The organism is Bradyrhizobium sp. KZN70725, from assembly GCF_055264925.1.
This window is the reverse complement of record NZ_JBUYWT010000077.1, coordinates 14,573-30,895: the sequence shown is the minus strand read 5'-3', so window position 1 is coordinate 30,895 and position 16,323 is coordinate 14,573. Positions and strand designations below refer to the sequence as shown.

At 63.8% G+C, this 16,323-nt stretch carries 15 protein-coding genes; 10 read left to right on the top strand and 5 right to left on the bottom strand.

The window, feature by feature from the left end; all coding sequences use genetic code 11:
- Window positions 1-39: 39 nt before the first annotated feature.
- Window positions 40-762 carry a DUF4424 family protein gene (locus tag ACZBJS_RS38275; protein WP_463440000.1) on the bottom strand — a complete coding sequence of 241 codons (723 nt, stop codon included), beginning with the start codon at window positions 760-762 and terminating at the stop codon, window positions 40-42.
- Window positions 763-850: 88 nt separating this feature from the next.
- Window positions 851-1,222 (bottom strand): hypothetical protein, encoded by a 372-nt coding sequence (locus ACZBJS_RS38270; protein WP_316397680.1) that lies wholly within the window; start codon window positions 1,220-1,222, stop codon window positions 851-853.
- Window positions 1,223-1,303: 81 nt separating this feature from the next.
- Here ACZBJS_RS38270 and ACZBJS_RS38265 point away from each other — a divergent pair, with 81 nt between their 5' ends.
- The 3 genes from ACZBJS_RS38265 (at window position 1,304) to ACZBJS_RS38255 (ending at window position 5,617) form a co-directional block, all read left to right on the top strand.
- Complete coding sequence (locus ACZBJS_RS38265) at window positions 1,304-3,028, top strand: NHL repeat-containing protein (RefSeq protein WP_076831460.1); 1,725 nt, start codon at window positions 1,304-1,306, stop codon at window positions 3,026-3,028.
- Window positions 3,029-3,169: 141 nt separating this feature from the next.
- Entirely contained in the window at window positions 3,170-4,948 is a 1,779-nt protein-coding gene (locus ACZBJS_RS38260) for a caspase family protein (RefSeq protein ID WP_316397679.1), read from the top strand.
- A 69-nt stretch (window positions 4,949-5,017) separates the two neighbouring features.
- Window positions 5,018-5,617, top strand: a complete 600-nt coding sequence (locus ACZBJS_RS38255; protein ID WP_253639599.1) for a DUF4384 domain-containing protein — start codon at window positions 5,018-5,020, stop codon at window positions 5,615-5,617.
- Between the two features lie 198 nt (window positions 5,618-5,815).
- Here the strand turns inward: ACZBJS_RS38255 and ACZBJS_RS38250 are convergent, their stop codons facing one another.
- The gene (locus tag ACZBJS_RS38250; RefSeq protein ID WP_253639600.1) at window positions 5,816-7,654 is read right to left on the bottom strand and encodes a caspase family protein; all 1,839 of its coding nucleotides are present in this window, start codon (window positions 7,652-7,654) and stop codon (window positions 5,816-5,818) included.
- A gap of 621 nt (window positions 7,655-8,275) precedes the next feature.
- On the opposite strand from ACZBJS_RS38250, the gene ACZBJS_RS38245 reads away from it, so the two are divergent.
- The 3 genes from ACZBJS_RS38245 to ACZBJS_RS38235 all read left to right on the top strand — a co-directional run bounded on the left by ACZBJS_RS38245 (window position 8,276) and on the right by ACZBJS_RS38235 (window position 9,647).
- The gene (locus ACZBJS_RS38245) at window positions 8,276-8,833 is read left to right on the top strand and encodes a zinc metalloprotease (RefSeq protein WP_253639601.1); all 558 of its coding nucleotides are present in this window, start codon (window positions 8,276-8,278) and stop codon (window positions 8,831-8,833) included.
- 87 nt (window positions 8,834-8,920) lie between these two features.
- Complete coding sequence (locus ACZBJS_RS38240) at window positions 8,921-9,376, top strand: cupin domain-containing protein (RefSeq protein ID WP_253639602.1); 456 nt, start codon at window positions 8,921-8,923, stop codon at window positions 9,374-9,376.
- Window positions 9,377-9,464: 88 nt separating this feature from the next.
- A complete protein-coding gene (locus ACZBJS_RS38235) occupies window positions 9,465-9,647 on the top strand; it encodes a hypothetical protein (protein ID WP_168857061.1) in 183 nt (60 codons plus the stop codon).
- Window positions 9,648-9,692: 45 nt separating this feature from the next.
- Here ACZBJS_RS38235 and ACZBJS_RS38230 read toward each other — a convergent pair whose 3' ends face one another.
- A complete protein-coding gene (locus ACZBJS_RS38230) occupies window positions 9,693-10,535 on the bottom strand; it encodes a phosphotransferase (RefSeq protein ID WP_316397678.1) in 843 nt (280 codons plus the stop codon).
- A 280-nt stretch (window positions 10,536-10,815) separates the two neighbouring features.
- Here ACZBJS_RS38230 and ACZBJS_RS38225 point away from each other — a divergent pair, with 280 nt between their 5' ends.
- The 4 genes from ACZBJS_RS38225 (at window position 10,816) to ACZBJS_RS38210 (ending at window position 14,446) form a co-directional block, all read left to right on the top strand.
- Window positions 10,816-11,286 (top strand): copper chaperone PCu(A)C, encoded by a 471-nt coding sequence (locus tag ACZBJS_RS38225; RefSeq protein ID WP_307720401.1) that lies wholly within the window; start codon window positions 10,816-10,818, stop codon window positions 11,284-11,286.
- A gap of 135 nt (window positions 11,287-11,421) precedes the next feature.
- Window positions 11,422-13,194, top strand: a complete 1,773-nt coding sequence (locus tag ACZBJS_RS38220) for a PQQ-dependent dehydrogenase, methanol/ethanol family (RefSeq protein WP_253639606.1) — start codon at window positions 11,422-11,424, stop codon at window positions 13,192-13,194.
- Window positions 13,195-13,328: 134 nt separating this feature from the next.
- Window positions 13,329-13,823, top strand: a complete 495-nt coding sequence (locus tag ACZBJS_RS38215) for a c-type cytochrome (RefSeq protein ID WP_035631104.1) — start codon at window positions 13,329-13,331, stop codon at window positions 13,821-13,823.
- Window positions 13,820-14,446 carry a hypothetical protein gene (locus ACZBJS_RS38210; protein WP_253639608.1) on the top strand — a complete coding sequence of 209 codons (627 nt, stop codon included), beginning with the start codon at window positions 13,820-13,822 and terminating at the stop codon, window positions 14,444-14,446. Before ACZBJS_RS38215 ends, ACZBJS_RS38210 begins: the two co-directional genes overlap by 4 nt.
- Window positions 14,447-14,608: 162 nt before the next feature.
- On the opposite strand, the gene ACZBJS_RS38205 is transcribed toward ACZBJS_RS38210, so the two are convergent.
- On the bottom strand, window positions 14,609-16,282 hold the full coding sequence (locus tag ACZBJS_RS38205; protein ID WP_316397677.1) for a bifunctional protein-serine/threonine kinase/phosphatase: 1,674 nt from the start codon (window positions 16,280-16,282) through the stop codon (window positions 14,609-14,611).
- Window positions 16,283-16,323 lie beyond the last annotated feature (41 nt).

Sequence of the window (16,323 nt, the reverse complement as noted above, 5' to 3'; positions counted from 1 at the left end):
ACGCGGTCTGCGCCGCAATCAGCCACGCACTCGATGCCTTCACATCCGAGGAATGCGCCAACTACCTGAAAAATTCAGGCTATCGGACCTAATGCCATCACGCTTTAGCGCCGCGCTGCGACGTAGGCCCGCGCGCAGGACCGTGTCAGGGCTGGAGCCGACGCTCGGGCGATATTGATGTTCGACCGTGACGGTATGCGCTGCTGGGAACACTTGCTCGCGAACAGCCGACGTCCTGGTTATCCAGCCGGGCGTGTATTGCTGGCGACCGTTGTCGCTCATGCCGGCAGGCATCAGAAGGCCATCATCGATCAGCTTCGTGCGGGTTGTCGCCGGCAGGTCGGCCACCCGTATCTCCCGATCACCGAGCGGCAGCAAAGGCAGCTTGAACTGACGGAGGAGGGCGGTGACATCCTTGTTGCCGACCATGGCGCGCTGGTCGATGGCCAGCGGCACCGGGTTGCCGTCGATCCTCGTCTCGAACTCGACGAAGTTGACCGGATCGCTCGATGGAAGCGCAATGCTCTCGGCTTCGGACAGGTAGATGTCCGGCAGCGGAAAGGCGACAGTGAGCGCAACCGGCTTGCTCGTCTGGTTGACGAATTGGTAGCGAACGCTGACCCGGTCCAGCCCGATACGAAGCTCCTCGCTCGCCATGGCCACGTCCTTGGTGCGGACGAATTGCAGCCCGCCGATGGACAATTCGGCTGCCGAATCGTTCGCCCGCGCAGGCCAGCCGGTTGCGGCCAACAGGACGATCATCAAGGCTCGCGACCTCAACGACAGCCCGCTTAACGCTCCATTTGCCATGCCGGCCTCCATGCGGCGCCGCAGCGTCTGCCCGTGCGGGTCAATCGATCGCCTGATAAAGGTCGCCCCATTCCGGCTTCCAGACGCCATCGGGGTCGCAAACCACGATCGCGAGCTTCATGTCATTGGCGAGACGGATTGCGCCGCGAAAGGCATCCTGGGCGGGCATATGGGCGCTGACCTGGTCGCTGCTCCGGCGACCTCCGCTTGCGGCGGCCGGCAACACGATTGACCCGGAGGCGCCGGCATTGTCGCGTCTCAAAACCAGCGTAATCGCGTCGGGCTGGATTTCGCTGACTTGCTCAAATCTGTTTCTGGCCATGATTTTGCACTGCAGGCTGAAGGAGTTCGGACTATCACCGTCCAGTGAAAGAGTTGAACGGGATCGGGGTTGCTCGCCACCAATTGACACTGCACTCGCGCAGTCTTGGATTAGGCAGTCTTGGATTAGTCGGACTGACGCCGCATTCGGTTCGGTTACATTGAGGCGGATATGCTTCGTCGATCTAGCTGGATCTGGCTCTCTATCGTTGGCACTGCCATAGCGGCCACCGGGGCACGGGCCGACGATGCGGTCGTGCGAAGCTTTGCCGGCGGTTCGGCTGCATCCATGGTGGGGATCGTCGCGGCCAGCCAGGACGTCGAACTCGCGGGCCCGCAAGCGCTCAGCGCTGACGGACAGGGAAATCTGTTTGTGCTCGATCAAATCAATGGCCGCATTCTGCAGTTCGACCCCAAGCAACCGAACACTGCTCCCGACATCCTGAAGATGCCTGGCGACGTCCAGCCCACCGACCTCGTCGTCCATAACGACGACATCATGGTTTGGGACGGCGGTGTGCGAATGCTGAAGGCGGCACCAGGACAGTCCACACGCGGGCTGGGCGGCGACGAGATCCAACTGGAGGAAGTCTCATCCCGCGGAACCGACGACCAGGTCGCCATTTCGGCCTTCGCACAGATGGGCTCGCAGGCGCTGAGCAGCCCGACCGACTTGCTGGATCAGAATACGCGCGCGGCCATCGTGAGGACGACGCGACAGCCCGATCGGCAATATATCGCCTCGCGCAGCAAGGGATCGGTGATCGCCGATATCATTCCCGACAAGGGCAATGCCGGCGTTCGGGTCGAAATCCAGACCATGGTCTCCAACGAGACCATCGGTCAGCTCGGCCTGCGCGTCCGCAACCAGCTCGGCACCGTGGAGTTTCTCGAGATCGACAACAGCGACCGCTTCTACGTGCTGGCCGAGGACATTCCGCCGTCGGGCAAGAATGCCTCCACCTTCGTCGCACGCTATGCCGCGAACGGACGCCTTGAGGGTATCTACGAGCTGCCGCTGGAGAACACGCCCGTGACCCGGCGGTTCGTCACCGTCTCGGGCGACGGCGACGTCTATTTTCTGCGTACCAAGCCGGATGGCGTCGAGGTGGTTGGTGTCGGCTTCCGCCCCCTGGGGAAGGTATCCGTCATTGACGTCAGGCCGTCGCGCACGGCGGCCGCGCCGGCGGCGGCGCGGCCGGATATCAAGTTCAATGCGACCGCCGCCGTGCGGCCGTCCAATCGTCAGCAGGCGATCGAGACGGCCTTCGCCTTTGAGGGCATCCAGTGGAAGCTGACACCGGCGAACTACGGCAGCGATCCCGACAGCCAATGCTCCGGTTTCAGCCGTATTCGCCGGCCGTGGTATCTGCAGGGCAAGGTAAACCAGGAAGTGCGGGGTGTGCCCTATTGCTGGGGCTGCCACGGTTCGCTCGCGAATTTCCGGCAGCGGATCGACGGCGGGACCCTGGCGGGCAATGTCTGCACCCGTAACGAGCCACGGCCGGATGTGGCGGGTGTCGACTGTTCGGCGTTCGTCAGTGCCACGTGGGGACTATCCGTCCATTACACGACCGCTGCCATTCCCGCGATCGCCGCGCCGGTGACCAACCCCTGGGACCTCAAGCCTGGTGACGCCCTGAACAAACCGGGTTCCCACGTGATGTTGTTCCTGCGGTTCACCCCGGATCGCAAGGCCGAGGTCATGGAATCCTCGACGGGTGGCTGCAACGGTCGGGTCTGCCGCAACGTCTACCCGCTCGCGAGCCTGCTTGCGCGCGGTTACGTTCCGGTCCGCTTTCGGGCGTTCGCAGACGATCAGACGACCGTTTCCGCGAACGCCTATCAGGAGACCGAGGCGCCGACAGGCCGCAAGACGGCGAACAAACGGCGCTGAACCTGAGGTCTTGCCAAGGCTACAGATGAACATGGATCACCGCCTGCGCGCTGGTTTCCGGAGGTCCGGACGGCATTCCTGCCGCTCTGCCTTGCCGGTGCGGTTCCAGGGCGGACCTGCTTGATATCGAGGTGGATCGCGATGCGAACGCTCAGGGGCTTTGATCGAAGGACCGGTTGGCTGTGTGCCGCCATCCTGCTCGCCGCGTTGATCGGCCTGCCACTCCAGCGCGCGCATGCGGCGGGTGAACTGTCGATAAGCAATCCCGACGGTGCGGCGCTCCGGGCGCTCGTCATCGGGATCGACGACTACCAGCATGTACGCAAATTGAAGGGCGCGGTCGCCGACGCCAATGACATCGTGTCGAGCCTGAGGACCATGGGCGTCAGCGATGTGGTCGAGCTGACCAATGCACAGGCGGACAGGGCGAGCGTGCTGCGCGAAATCAGCTCACTGGTGGAGCGGACCAAGAGCAACGATCTCGTCTTCCTGTCGATCGCAGGCCACGGCACGCAGGAGCCGGAGCGGATCAAGGGCTCCGAACCGGACGGAATGGAGAACGTGTTCTTGCTGCCCGAATTCGCGACCACGCCGGCAGGATCTGTCGAGCGCATTCTGGGAAGCGAATTCAACCATTTCATCCGGCAGTTCGAATTGCGCGGCGCAAGGGTGATTTTCGTCGCGGATACCTGCCATGGCGGCGGAATGGTGCGCGATATCGATCCGCGGGCGGCTGAGATGAGTTTTCGGCAGGTGCCCCGCTACACGCTGCTGGTCGATGAATTGAAGCCGGTGTCGAGCAGCGACGACCCGAAGTCCGAACTCGATCTCGACCACACCGCGTTCATCGCCGCGGTCGATCGGCACACCAAGGCGCCGGAAGTGCGGATTCCGGGGATCGATGGCCTGCGCGGCGCCCTGAGTTATGCCGTTGCGCGCGCCGTGGAGGGCAACGCGGACATCAATCATGATGGCAAGGTGACCCTGAAAGAGCTTTTCAGCAATGTTCGGCAGGTGGTCTATCAACTGTCCGACCAGCGCCAGAATATCGTGACGGTATCGTCGCCGGCACAGACGCCGGAAACCGAGGTCGCGTTCGAACTGACCCGCGGCGTGGTGCTGATCCAGGGGACGGCGGCGAGAGCTGCCTCCGGCCAGGTCGCTACCGTCGCGTCCGCCGAGAAGCAGACCCCTCCGCCGCCGGCCGTTACGGCCAAGTCGCAAACCGGTCCAACCAGTGCCGCTGCGACCGCCCCGGCCGCGCCCAGTGCCGCACTGCCGCCCTTCCGCCTCACCACGCCGATCCGCTTGGCAGCGCTTGACGGCAAGATGGGCTATTTCACCAGCGTCAAGCCGCAGGACGCCAGCGTGCAGGCCGTTCAACCGACTGATAATCCCGACCTGATCTGGGACCCCGTATCCCATGATGTGATCGCCTGGGGCGACGTGGTCGCCTATGGCGTCGACGTTGGCGGTTTGACGACAGTGGTCAACCGAACCGCGGCAATTCGGGAGCTGAAGCGCATGGCGACGCAGTCGCCGCAGCTGATGCGTATTTGGCCGGATGACCGACAGCAGCGCAGCGGACAGACCGTCGAGGTCGAATTGTCCGACGTCGGTTCGCGGGCGGTGCTGCTATTCAACGTGTCCGGTGATGGAACCATCCAGATGCTGTATCCGGTGGGTTCCGATGCCGCGATGGCTCGGTCAGCAAATCTGCGGCTGCCTCTTCGGGTAGGCGAGCCGTTCGGCGCCGAGCAGATCGTCGCGGTAACCTCGCAGCAGCGGATGGTTGATCTGGAGACGGTCCTGATGCAGCTCAACCGGCGCCGTGCCTCGGGGCAGGTGATCAAGAGTCTGGAGCGCTACCTGCCGGCGGACGCGCGGATCGCGTCAATCGGCTTTTTCAGCGTTCCCTGACGAAGCTGTGACAGCCCGGTCATGTCGCCAGCGAAACTGGTTTCCCGCAAGCAATCCTGGTTCGCGATCGTGCTGCTGCTGGCAGGAGGCGGGGCCGCGTGGGCGACGCCGCCGCCATCGGCCGCTCCATCGGCAGGTGCGACGAATGCTCCGTTGCTCTGGCGCGTACAGGCCCCGCGCGGCCCGGCAAATGCCGCCGGCGTGGCGCTTGAAATCCTGCCGGGTCCAACCGTCAACATTGGCGGCAAGGTGTCATTCGGCGTAACCGCCAGGAAGCCGGGCTATCTGATGCTGGTGGATGTTGATGCGGAAGGGCGGATGTCCCAGATCTTCCCGACTGCCGAGCTATTGGCGCAGTCGGTCGGACCCGACATGAATCTTGTCAAGCCTGGCGTCCAATTCATCGTTCCGACCCCGGCGGCACAGCAACGTGGATTTGAATATGTCGTCGCGCCGCCGGCCGGGTCCGCCGTCATCGTTGCGATCCTGAGCGAGCGACGCGTGCAATTGCTCGATCTGCCGGACATTCAGCGCAAGCTTCAGGGGCCGGCCGACACGTTGAGCTATCTGTCGGATTGGACCAGTCAGCTGCGGATACCGGACAGCGGCGGCGGAAGACTATTGCCGAACAATTGGTCGTTCGACATCAAATCATACTCCATCAAGTAGGTCAGCGATCGCATTGCTCAGGCTGCCCGGGCGGTCGAGGAGACCGTCCCGCGCGATCATGTGGTGAATATCCTTGTGGCGGAGGCTGCTGTTCGGCTTCTTGCATGCAGGGCCCTGCGGTTTGGCTCCGTTGCCCCCGGGCATGACCGATTGCGGAGGAGACGGCGGCCCGATCTCGAGCGCGCCGCCGTGGCCGTCCTAGTTGCAGACCTCAACATTGCCGGTACCGCCGCCGGGACCTCCGCCGCCACGGTAATCGAGATGACATCCGCGACGGACCGGGCGGCATAGATAAGCATCACACACGATCTGGCCGCTGCCACCCGAGGGTCTCGCAGTCGCCTGTCGTCGGGGAGTGTCGGCTTGCGGCTCGGGCCTCTCACGGACCGGACGATCGGCGCGCGACGGCCGCTCATCCGTGTTGCGCTTCGCCACCGGCTTTTTCCCGCGCCGCTTCTCGCATTCGTTATCCTCGTTCAGGAACGAGCCCTCGGCGCAGGTGATCTTGCGGCACTGGTCGCCGTCGGCCTTGTAGCCATGTTCGCAGATCAGCGGGCAAACCCGGGCCGGCTTCAGCTTGATCGCATCGAGCGCATCGAGGCTTGCAAGCTTGACGTCAAATTTGGTTCCGGCGTGCCGGTTGAACAAGGTCAGGGAGCGACGCGAGGCCGCGTTCCACTCACCGTCGATGGAGCCTGTGAAACAACCAACCCGGCTCAATTCGCTCTGCACCGATTTGGCAAGATCCTCCTGCGGCGGCGCCGTGTTCAGGGCGGCAACCTTCGCGCCCTCGCTATTCTGCGATGGGGTAGCGGTTGCAATATTATCCGGCTTGGCGCTGTCGGGCGCGGGTCCGTTCGCGGAAAGCATGGCGACCGTTGAGGTTTGGGATGCGGTCCGCTTCCGTTCAGCCTCGGCAGCTTGGTCCTGCGCCGCCTGCTTTGTTCTTTCTGCCGCGATACGGGCATCCTCCGCGGCCTTGAATTCTGCGGCCGCCTTTTCCTGCTCCGCTCGCTGGGCACCTTCGGACGCAAGCCGAGCCTTCTGCTGCTCCGCTTCCTGCGCTTTCCGGGTGGCGGTAACGCGTGCGTCCTCCGCGTCGATCTGATTGAGCTGAAGCTTGGCCAGATTTGAGTAATAGCCGTCGGGGTGCTGGGCGAGGAACGCGCTCATAGCGGCCTTGTTACCCAGTTGCAGGGCCAATTCGTAGTCGCGACGAATCTCCGACGAGGCGTTAGCCGGCGGCGGCGCGGGCTCTTCTGCCTTTGGCACGAGGGCAACGTCCTCACCGCCCAGTGAGCCGTAAACATAAGGCTCCTGTCGGTTGCCGGTCGCTTGCAAGACATCATCGCGGACGAAGCCGAAAGCCCTGCGCAGGTCCAGTCCAGGCTTTGCGATATATTTCACCAGCGCTGTCGCGTAGGGACTGTTCGTGCTGTTGCCGTCGAGCGCGGTCAGTCCGGCCTTCGCCGCAAACGCGATCAGCGTATTGGATACGGCGGGTTCTACCCGGGCGAGCCCGCGGCTGATCGCGCGCGAAGCGACGGTTCGTTTCATCGTGTCGGCGAATGGATTGTTGCGGCAGGCGTCAACGATCACGACGCGGAGCTGTTTGGCGGGCTCGATGGCCAGCAGGACGCGATCGAGCGAGAAGGCCTCGTCATAGATATCAGTGTCGCGTTCAAGCCTGGCATCCGTCGGAATCAGGTAATTCGTCCCGTCGATCTCGATTCCGTGACCTGCATAGTAGACGATGGCGATGTCTGCATCGCGAGCTTGATCGGCGAAATCCCTCAGTGCCCGCCGCATGTCGCTCGAGGTCAGGTTCAGCCGAGACTCCACCAAATCGAACCCGGCGCCCTTCAAGGTCGCGGCGATAGCGGTGGCATCATTGGCAGGATTCGGAAGTAGTGGCGCATTTTGATAGTTCGAATTGCCGACCACCAAAGCCACTCGCTTCGTTGCCCAGGCTGGCTGAGACGCCAGGAGAACCGAAGCAGCAAGAACAACAAGAACTCGGAGGAGCGTGTAGCGCATGGCGAACGTCCAAAAATCGGCTCGAAACAACGGCAGCTTTATCGAAGGTGGCCGCGCGCAAACTCCACTGCGTCAAGCGTTACGGGCGCCGGCATACCTCCGTAGAGAACAAACTTGAGTCCAATCCATTCCTGATGTTGTCGTCCGGGGCAGCGAGATTGTTCAAGGATACACCGAAGCGTGTAGGGCCGGTGGTGCACGGCCGAACAAATGCCGATTGACCTGTAAGATATTGAAATATCTGTTTTTTATCGTTAGCGCCGGAATGGCTGGCAGTGCCGGCATCCGCCTGGGCTTCGCCAAGCGAAGTTCCATCTCTCGATAGTGATCTCGGAATTGAACTCGCATGCTCAAGCGATGCTCGTGCCGGATCGTCAGCGTGTGACGGCCGCGTTGTTAGTCTCGGTGGCGTCGACAAGGTTCAGCCCGGTCGTCTCGGCCGTTTGTCGCAGCCTCGGGCCTCTTCCATAGGAGCGCGAACTGCGTCTATCTGGAAGCAACGCCGATCCGTTCGAGCTGAGACGTGCGAGTCCCGAAAGAATCGAAATCTGCGTCCTCGGGATCCGGACGTCGACGTGTGGACGCCCACCGCAGGTGTCGTCGAAATCTCTGGAGACGCACATGTCTATTCCGCTGAAAATCTACATTACGCCATTTGCCGAGAAAGGTGTCGCCGAGCCGCAAAAATGGACTGGCGAGACCGCCAAAAAGGCACTGGATGTAGTCAATAAGATCTGGGCGAAGGCCAAGATCGCGTTCGTGATCAATGATTACGTGGAAGATAAGCCGCTCGATATGGCGAAGAGCGCGCGCAACAATGATCAGCGCGTGCTGGATGTTCTCAGTTTCCGGCATGCTCCCGACAATGCGGTCCACATCTATCTCGTCAATCCGATAGTCAATCTCTCGGCCGGTGGCGGCTCGTACCTTCATAGCGATCCCGAGCCGGCAAGCTTTGTCCAATGGTATGGCAATGACTTTGCCAACGGACGCGCGTGGGCCCATGAACTTGGGCATTTGATGAGTCTCGACCACGTCGACGTAGATTACGCCGATGAGAAGCAGGCCGCCCTGCGCAGCAACTTGATGACGAAGGGATTGAGCGTGGGAAGCGATTTGACCGGTCAGCAGATAAGCACGGCCAAAGGTTCAAAACTGGTGCAGCGATTTGGCGGCTGACCTCGGAACTTCCTGCTGCCGCCTTCCATGAAACCAATTGCAGTCGGCCCGATCGCTCGTTCGCCCGCCAACCGCCGGAGAGACGCCATGCCCAGGGTCGACCTTGCAAACGTGCCGGAACGCAACGGGACCGGCTATCCGGCGGAGTTCGCCGCGCCGTGCGCCGAGCGGGTGCGGCAGCGTCTCGGTGATGCCGGCGGGCTCGCCGACTTCGGCGTCAACCTGATGCGGCTGCCGCCCGGCAACTGGTCGAGCCAGCGCCACTGGCATTCGGATGAGGACGAGTTCGTCTATGTGCTCGCGGGCGAAGTGGTTCTGGTGGAGGACGGCGGTGAGACGGTGCTGCGGGCCGGCGATTGCGCGGCGTTTCCGAAGAACTCCGGCAACGGGCATCATCTGATCAACAGGTCGCAGATGACGGCGACCTATCTCGAGGTCGGCTCGCGCTCGCGCGCCGACGTCATCACCTGCTCCGACATCGACATGATGAGCCCGAGCTCCGACGGCCGCTTCCTGCACAAGGACGGCACGCCGTACGAATAGCCCCACCTGTCGCGCCGCGCACGAAATCGGGCGTTGCGGATTGGCCGGCGAAGGACCAATGTTCCGGCGAGGAGCTTTGGTCGCCTCCATGGCGGAATGGTATTTCATCTGGGTCGACGGTCCGCGCGGACCCGAGCCGCAGAAATGGTCGTCGGATGCGCTGTGGGGCCAGCTGGCGCGTCAGGACGTGATCGTGCGTTTTCCCCTGAGCGATCGCGAGGCCGAATTGTCGCTCGACCAGCTCGCAAGGCTGCACCCGGTGCCGCAGTGAGCTGCGCCGCAGTTTCCGTCGACGTTCGATCCGCCGGGTTGAACGTCAGACCGAAAGATCGAAGCCGGGCGTCGCGACCTCGGTCAGGAACGAGGCGACGAACATCTTGCCCAGCACGTGCTTGGCCGCCGGCGTGCCGGCCTTGAGCCGGCCGGCGCGTGTGGCCTCTGCGAGCTCGGCGAGCGTCGGTGTGGCAAGGCTCGTATCGGGTATGGTGCGCGGCGCCGTCGCGGATGCGCTGAGCAGCACGCCGGCATAGTAGAGCCGGGTGAGCGCGCGGACATGTGCGAACCGTGCGCGGAGCGGCTCGTCGAGCGGGCGGCCGAGCCAGGCACGATGCAAGATGCTTTCCAGCTCCGGCGTCCGCGCCAGGCTATCGCCGACAATCGCAAGATCGACCAGCGGATCGGTGCGATAGGCGGATTCCCAGTCGATCATCCAGAGCCTGTTGCCGTCGAACAGGATGTTGGCGGGGAGCGAGTCGTTGTGGCTCGACACCGAGTTGGCCTCATCCCAGGCATAGGCCGCGCGGATGCGCGCGAGGTGCGCGTTGCAGCGCTCAAGCACGCCGGGCGCGAACAGGCCGGTGCGGCCGACATGGGCCCAGAGCCGGGCCACGATGTCGGGGTAGCGCACGAAAGCGGGAAAGGTCGGCGTCGCCTGCAGGCGCGCCAGCAATTCGCCGAGCGCCTTCGCCAGCGCCGGCAGGCCGCCGGGATAGCGGCCGAGCGGCTGCCGCTGCACAAAATCCATCACCGCGACGCGCGAGGCCTCGTCGACATGATGGAGTCGCGGCGCGATGCCGGCCTCGGCGGCGATCCTGAGCGACACATACTGAAACGGATTGCGCAGCGGGTTCGGCATTCCTTCGAATTCGGAGCAAATCATTCTCGCCGCCTGCATCGATCCGGAACAATTGCGCCGACGTTGCGCCGCCCGAGACCGATGTGACCGCGTCGATCGCCGCGGTGCCGATCACCTGACGCAGTGCGGCATGTGCTGCGTCGCGCTGTGCCGGCGGAAGTTTATCGAGCACTCATGCGCAGGAAGTTAGCATGGCCGCTATGCGTGCCCAAAATCGCGTTGATGCAGCGTTCGCGATCTATTGCTGGCAGCGCACGACGAAGCATGAAACAATGCTGCAAAAATCATGTTGGGAGAGAACTTGATGTCGTTCGAGCGGGAGTTGCATTGCGCCGTTGCGTGCCGATCATGGATCGCGTTGCCATTATTCTGCCTGATCAGCACGTTCGGAGTGATGCATAACGCCGCCGCGAACGAGTCCTTGCAGATTGTGGACGCGCGCGTGCCGGCGGTCGACAAAGCGGGCGGGGACCTACCGTTGACGATGACGATCAAGAACGAGGCCGACAGCGCCGATGCGCTGCTTCGTGTCCGCTGCCCGGTTGCGAATTTTTCCGAGCGTCATACTGTGGATCGCGGCGAAGGCGCACCGGCGATGCGCTCGATATCCAATATACCAGTGCCGGCAAAGGCAATGCTCGAGCTGAAGCGTGACGGTTATCACGTCATGCTGCTGCAGATGCGTCAGGCGCTCACGCCGGGCGAGACCTTCAAATGCGCGATCGTTTTTCAGAAAGCAGGCACCATCGAGACGGAGGTACAGGTCCAGAAGTGACCTCACACAAGTGACCCAACAAGACGGCGGGTGGTGCACAGCCATGCGCCGGGACTCAAGGCTTCTCGCGTGATCGCCCGTGTGTGACGGGCGGTTCGATCAATGAAGAATGCTAGATCCGGAGGAAATGAACTCATGACAAGGTTGAATTGGGTAAAGTCGCATATCCTCGCCGCGGCAGTAGCATCCGCAGCGACCTTCGCGGGCTCTTTCGCGCTCGCCGACGATGTCGGCCAGGACCGTCTGCTCAATGCTGACAAGGAAGCAGGCAACTGGCTGCACCACCACAAGAACTATTCGGCGACGCGCTTCTCGTCGCTGGCCGATATCAACAAGGACAACGTCAAGAACCTCAAGGTCGCCTGGACCATGCATCTCGGCGGCGTCGAGGGCGGCGGAATCTGGTCGCATGGCGGCCTGGAGGGGACGCCGATCGTCGAGAACGGCTTCATGTACGTCACCGACGGCTGGGGTTCGGTCTACAAGATCGATGCGCATGGCGGCAAAGGCGTGCTGCTCTGGAAGATGGATCCGAAGACCGACCATGACTGGGCCGGCGCAGTCGCCTGCTGCGGCGTCGACAACCGCGGCGTCGCATTGTGGGGCAACCTCGTCGTCTCGCACACGCTCGACGGCCGCCTGATCGCGACCAACAAGGAGACCGGGCAGGTCGCCTGGCAGCGCCAGGTCGCCGATCCCGACAAGGGCGAGGTGATCACCGGCGCACCGCTGATCGTCAAGGACATGGCGATCACGGGCGTGGCCGGCGCCGAATACGGCATTCGCGGCTGGATCGCGGCGACCGACCTGAAGAGCCAGAAGGAAGTGTGGCGCACCCACACGATCCCGGGCAAGGACGAGGCGGGTCACGAGACCTGGAAGGACGACAAGGACGCCAAGGCGAGCGGCGGCGGATCGACCTGGGTCACCGGCAGCTTCGACCCCTCGACCAACACCATCGTCTGGGGCGTCGGCAATCCCGGACCGGACTGGGACAACGAGTATCGGCCCGGCGACAACCTCTACACCGACTCCTCGCTTGGTCTCGATGCCGACACCGGCAAGATCAAGTGGCACTACCAGCACACGCCGAACGATCCCTACGACTATGACAGCGTGGCGGAGAACGTGCTGGTCGACGTCCCCGGTCCGAACAACACGACGCAGAAGCTCGCGCTCGAGGCCGACCGCAACGGCTTTGCCTACGCGATCGACCGCAACAGCGGCAAGTTCATCTGGGGTCTGCCGTTCGTCAAGAAGGTGACCTGGACCAAGGGTCTCGACCCCGAATCCGGCAAGCCGGTGGAGTATGATCCGAAGCAGGGCGTGCAGCGCTACAACGCGGCGGTGACGCCAAGCCGCACCAACAAGGTGACGGACATCTGCCCCGGCAACATGGGCGGCAAGAACTGGCCGCCGACCGCGTATAATCCGAACCTGAAGCTCTGGTACATCCCGGTGATCGAGAGCTGCAACCGGATCACGGTCGAGGAGACGACGCCGGACAAGTTGAAGAAGCGCGAGTTCTTCACGGGCGGCGGACCGAGCCAGCCGGTCAAGATCACCGGCAGCGTCACCGCGATCGACGTCACCACCGGCAAGGTGGCAGGGAAGGCGGAGACCGAATTCCCGAACCTCGGCGGCATCCTGGCGACGCCCGACCTCGTGTTCTCCGGACAGCCGTCCGGCGAGGTGATCGCCTACGACGCGAAATCGCTGCAGCAGCTCTGGCAGTTCAACACCGGCGGCGGCGTCAATGCGCCTCCGATGACGTTCTCGGTGGACGGCAAGCAGTATGTCGCGATCCTGGTCGGCCTCGGCGGTGCCTGGGACAAGTGGTTCATCGATGCCACGCCCGAGCTGAAGCGGATGCAGCCGGGCTCGATGCTCTACGTGTTCGCCCTTTGACGTCGCAAGCGCGGGAGGCCTCTCACCGAGGCCTCCCGCGTCGATTTGGCCGAGAAAGACAAGAAAAAAGACAAGAAACAAGACAAATGAAAAAAATATCGCTGGTTGGCACGTGGCTCGGCTGCGCGCTGGTGATGGGATTTATCGGTACCGCGCAAGCGCAGTCGGCGAGCGATCCGACCGATGCGGGCAAGGCGGTGTTCAAGCGCGGCAATTGCGTCGGCTGCCACAAATGGCACGGCAATGGCGGCGGCGGCTATGGCGGCGACGCGCTGTCGCTGCGCAAGACCGAGCTGACCCGCGAGCAGATCATCGAGACCGTGACGTGCGGCCGGCCGGGCACCGGCATGCCGTTCTTCGTGCGCGGCTCCTACGACACCACGAAATGCTACGAGATGACCCGGCAGGACGTCGCGGACCGCATGCCGCCCGAAGCGAATGTGTTCCTGCGGCCGAACGAGATCGAGGCCGTCGCCGACTACGTGCTCGCCCGCGTCAAGGGCAAGGGCGAGCCGACCTACGATGAATGCATCGCGTTCTTCGGCGATGGCTCGCGGGTCTGCAACATCTACAAGGAGGCCGGCCACGCCGCCGCGCCGTCCGATCAGAGCGAGAAGGCAAAGCCATGAGCAAGCAAGGATCGGCAATCCGTGGCTTGGTCTTCGCTGTCACCGTCATGGCAGCGGTGCCGGCGATGGCGACCGCGGGAGACCTGCGCGACATCAGCGTCGGAATGGCGATCAGCAGCGTGCCGGACGCGGGCTACATCAACCTGACTTGCGTCGGCGAGAAGACCCACAGATTGGCTGACTGGGCGCAATGGCAGGCTTGCCAGGCCGGACGGGACCAGCTGCGCGGCATCCGCTTCGAGTACGATCGCGAGAGTGGGCGGGAAGGCACCATGGTCGGCGGCCATCCCGCGATCCTCACCGTCATGATCGACAAGGACGCCAAGATCGCGGCGCTGATGATCGAGACCGATCCGAAGGCGCGGCTCTATCTGCGCAAGAAGGCCTTCCTGCTCGGCCTGCAGGCGAGGTCGCGCTATGGCGAGGACGGCTGGACCTGTTCCAAGGCACAGCCGGGCGCCGACAAGCAGGAGGTCGGCGGCGTATTTGTCGACGAGAAATGCACCAAGACGATCGACGGCCGCACGGTCGAGATCGAGCGCCATCTCTACCGCGAGCCGAACAAGGAGCTCAAGGACATGACCGACGAGACCCGCATCACGATCCGCCGCGCCGGGTCCTGAGCTGCAAACTGAAATAGCCAAATTTCAGCTGCCTAACTGATCTAAAATGACTCTCTTTCTTTTCGTCATGGCCGGGCTTGTCCCGGCCATCCACGTCTTTTCTTACGCGATTGCAGCGAAGACGTGGATGCCCGGCACAAGGCCGGGCATGACGGAGCTAGTCTAATGCCGCGCCAGCAGCACCACGACGATCAGGGCCAGGATCGCGCACAGCACCTTCCAGAAGGTCACGGGATCGCGGTCGTGCAGCGATTTGCGGGTGGTGACGGCGGGGCCGGCCCAGGTCGCGCCGTTTTCCAGTTCGTGTGCGAATTCGATGGCATCGCCGAAGCGTTGTGCCGGGTCGACGCTGAGCGCCTTGCCGATCACCGCGTCGAGCCAGGCCGGCAGATCCGGCCGGTAGCGCGACAGCGGCGCGGGCTTGCCGAAGCGCGGCCGCGAGAACGGCTCGATCTCGCCGAACGGATAGTTCGCGGTGAACATGCGGTAGACCGTGACGCCGAGCGCGAACAGGTCGGAGGCCTCGTCGCCGGCCTTGCCGCCGAACAGTTCGGGCGCCATGTAGCTCGCGGTGCCCGGAATGTCCTCGGCGGGAAAATCCTCCAAGAGCGGCACCCGCGCGACGCCGAGATCGACAAGGCGCAACCCGCCGTCCTTCAGCAGGATCACGTTGTCCGGCTTGATGTCGCGATGGATGATGCCGGCGCGGTGCAGCGCGGTGGCCGCACGCACCAGCTTGGTTGCGATCGCGATGCCGTCGGTGAGCGACAGCCGCGGCGCGCGACCAAGCCGTTGCTCGAGCGTTTCGCCCTCGTAGAGCGGCATCGCCGAATAGAGCCTGGTCTGCCGCTCCGCCGGCACCTCGATGATTTCGCCGATCCAGAGGCTGCGCACACGCGCGGCGACCCAGGCCTCGCGCACGAAGGCGAGGCGGTAGGAGCCTTCGCTCGCGACCCGCGGATGGGGAAACTTCAGCACCACTTCGCGGCTGGCGCGCTTGTCGATCGCCTTGAACAGGCGGCTGTAGCGCCCGTCGGACAAGACGTCGCCGAGGCTGAAATCGTCGATCGTATCGCCGGTCACCGGCAAATCGAGGATCGGCAGCGTCGCGATCGCGTGGGTAAGGTCGTCGCGGTCCGCCGGCGGCAGGTCGACGACGTCGAGCACCAGCGCGGTCGTGTTGTCGCTGCTGCCGGCCGCGAGGGCGGCGTCGACGATGCTGCGCGCGGACTCGTCGGGCGGCGTGCGTTCCTCCAGCAATTGCTGGAGACGCAAATCGCCGAGCGCGCCGTGAACCCCGTCGCTGCAGATCAGCAGGCGATCATGCTGCCGGAGCCCGAGGGACGTGTAGTCGAAGCGGGCGAACTCCTCGAAACCGATGGCGCGGCTTAGCATGTGGGCGAGGTCGCCGCGGCCGGCGATATGGTCCTGCGTCAGGCGTTCCAGCCGGCCGTCGCTCAGGCGATAGGCACGGGTGTCGCCGATATGGATCACATGGCATTGCCGCCGTGACAGGATGATCGAGGAGAACGCGCAGGCCATGCCGCTGCGCGCGGCATCGACGCGGCCCTGGCCGTGGATCCAGCTGTTGGCGGCTTCCAGCGCCCGCGCGGCGCGGCGGCGGACGCCGAGCGTCTCGGGCAACGAATAATAGGCGTCGATGAAGCTGCGGACCGCGACCTCCGCGGCCTCGCGTCCGCCCTTGTGGCCGCCGACGCCGTCGGCGACCGCGGCAACCACGTCGCGATGCAGCGTGCCCGGCTGGCCCAAGCAGGCCGCGACATAGTCCTCATTGGCGGCGCGCTTGCCGGTCTCGCTGGCGAAGCCGACGCGCACCCCCAAGTCCCGTTGCGAACCGTTCGCCACGTCCGAGCCCC

Bases quoted from the DNA above. Each gene is read 5' to 3' on its own strand.
- ACZBJS_RS38275 (WP_463440000.1), bottom strand. From the start codon at position 762: ATGATCGTCCTGTTGGCCGCAACCGGCTGGCCTGCGCGGGCGAACGAT.
- ACZBJS_RS38265 (WP_076831460.1), top strand. From the start codon at position 1,304: ATGCTTCGTCGATCTAGCTGGATCTGGCTCTCTATCGTTGGCACTGCC.
- ACZBJS_RS38260 (WP_316397679.1), top strand. From the start codon at position 3,170: ATGCGAACGCTCAGGGGCTTTGATCGAAGGACCGGTTGGCTGTGTGCC.
- ACZBJS_RS38250 (WP_253639600.1), bottom strand. From the start codon at position 7,654: ATGCGCTACACGCTCCTCCGAGTTCTTGTTGTTCTTGCTGCTTCGGTT.
- ACZBJS_RS38245 (WP_253639601.1), top strand. From the start codon at position 8,276: ATGTCTATTCCGCTGAAAATCTACATTACGCCATTTGCCGAGAAAGGT.
- ACZBJS_RS38240 (WP_253639602.1), top strand. From the start codon at position 8,921: ATGCCCAGGGTCGACCTTGCAAACGTGCCGGAACGCAACGGGACCGGC.
- ACZBJS_RS38235 (WP_168857061.1), top strand. From the start codon at position 9,465: ATGGCGGAATGGTATTTCATCTGGGTCGACGGTCCGCGCGGACCCGAG.
- ACZBJS_RS38230 (WP_316397678.1), bottom strand. From the start codon at position 10,535: ATGATTTGCTCCGAATTCGAAGGAATGCCGAACCCGCTGCGCAATCCG.
- ACZBJS_RS38225 (WP_307720401.1), top strand. From the start codon at position 10,816: ATGTCGTTCGAGCGGGAGTTGCATTGCGCCGTTGCGTGCCGATCATGG.
- ACZBJS_RS38220 (WP_253639606.1), top strand. From the start codon at position 11,422: ATGACAAGGTTGAATTGGGTAAAGTCGCATATCCTCGCCGCGGCAGTA.
- ACZBJS_RS38215 (WP_035631104.1), top strand. From the start codon at position 13,329: ATGGGATTTATCGGTACCGCGCAAGCGCAGTCGGCGAGCGATCCGACC.
- ACZBJS_RS38210 (WP_253639608.1), top strand. From the start codon at position 13,820: ATGAGCAAGCAAGGATCGGCAATCCGTGGCTTGGTCTTCGCTGTCACC.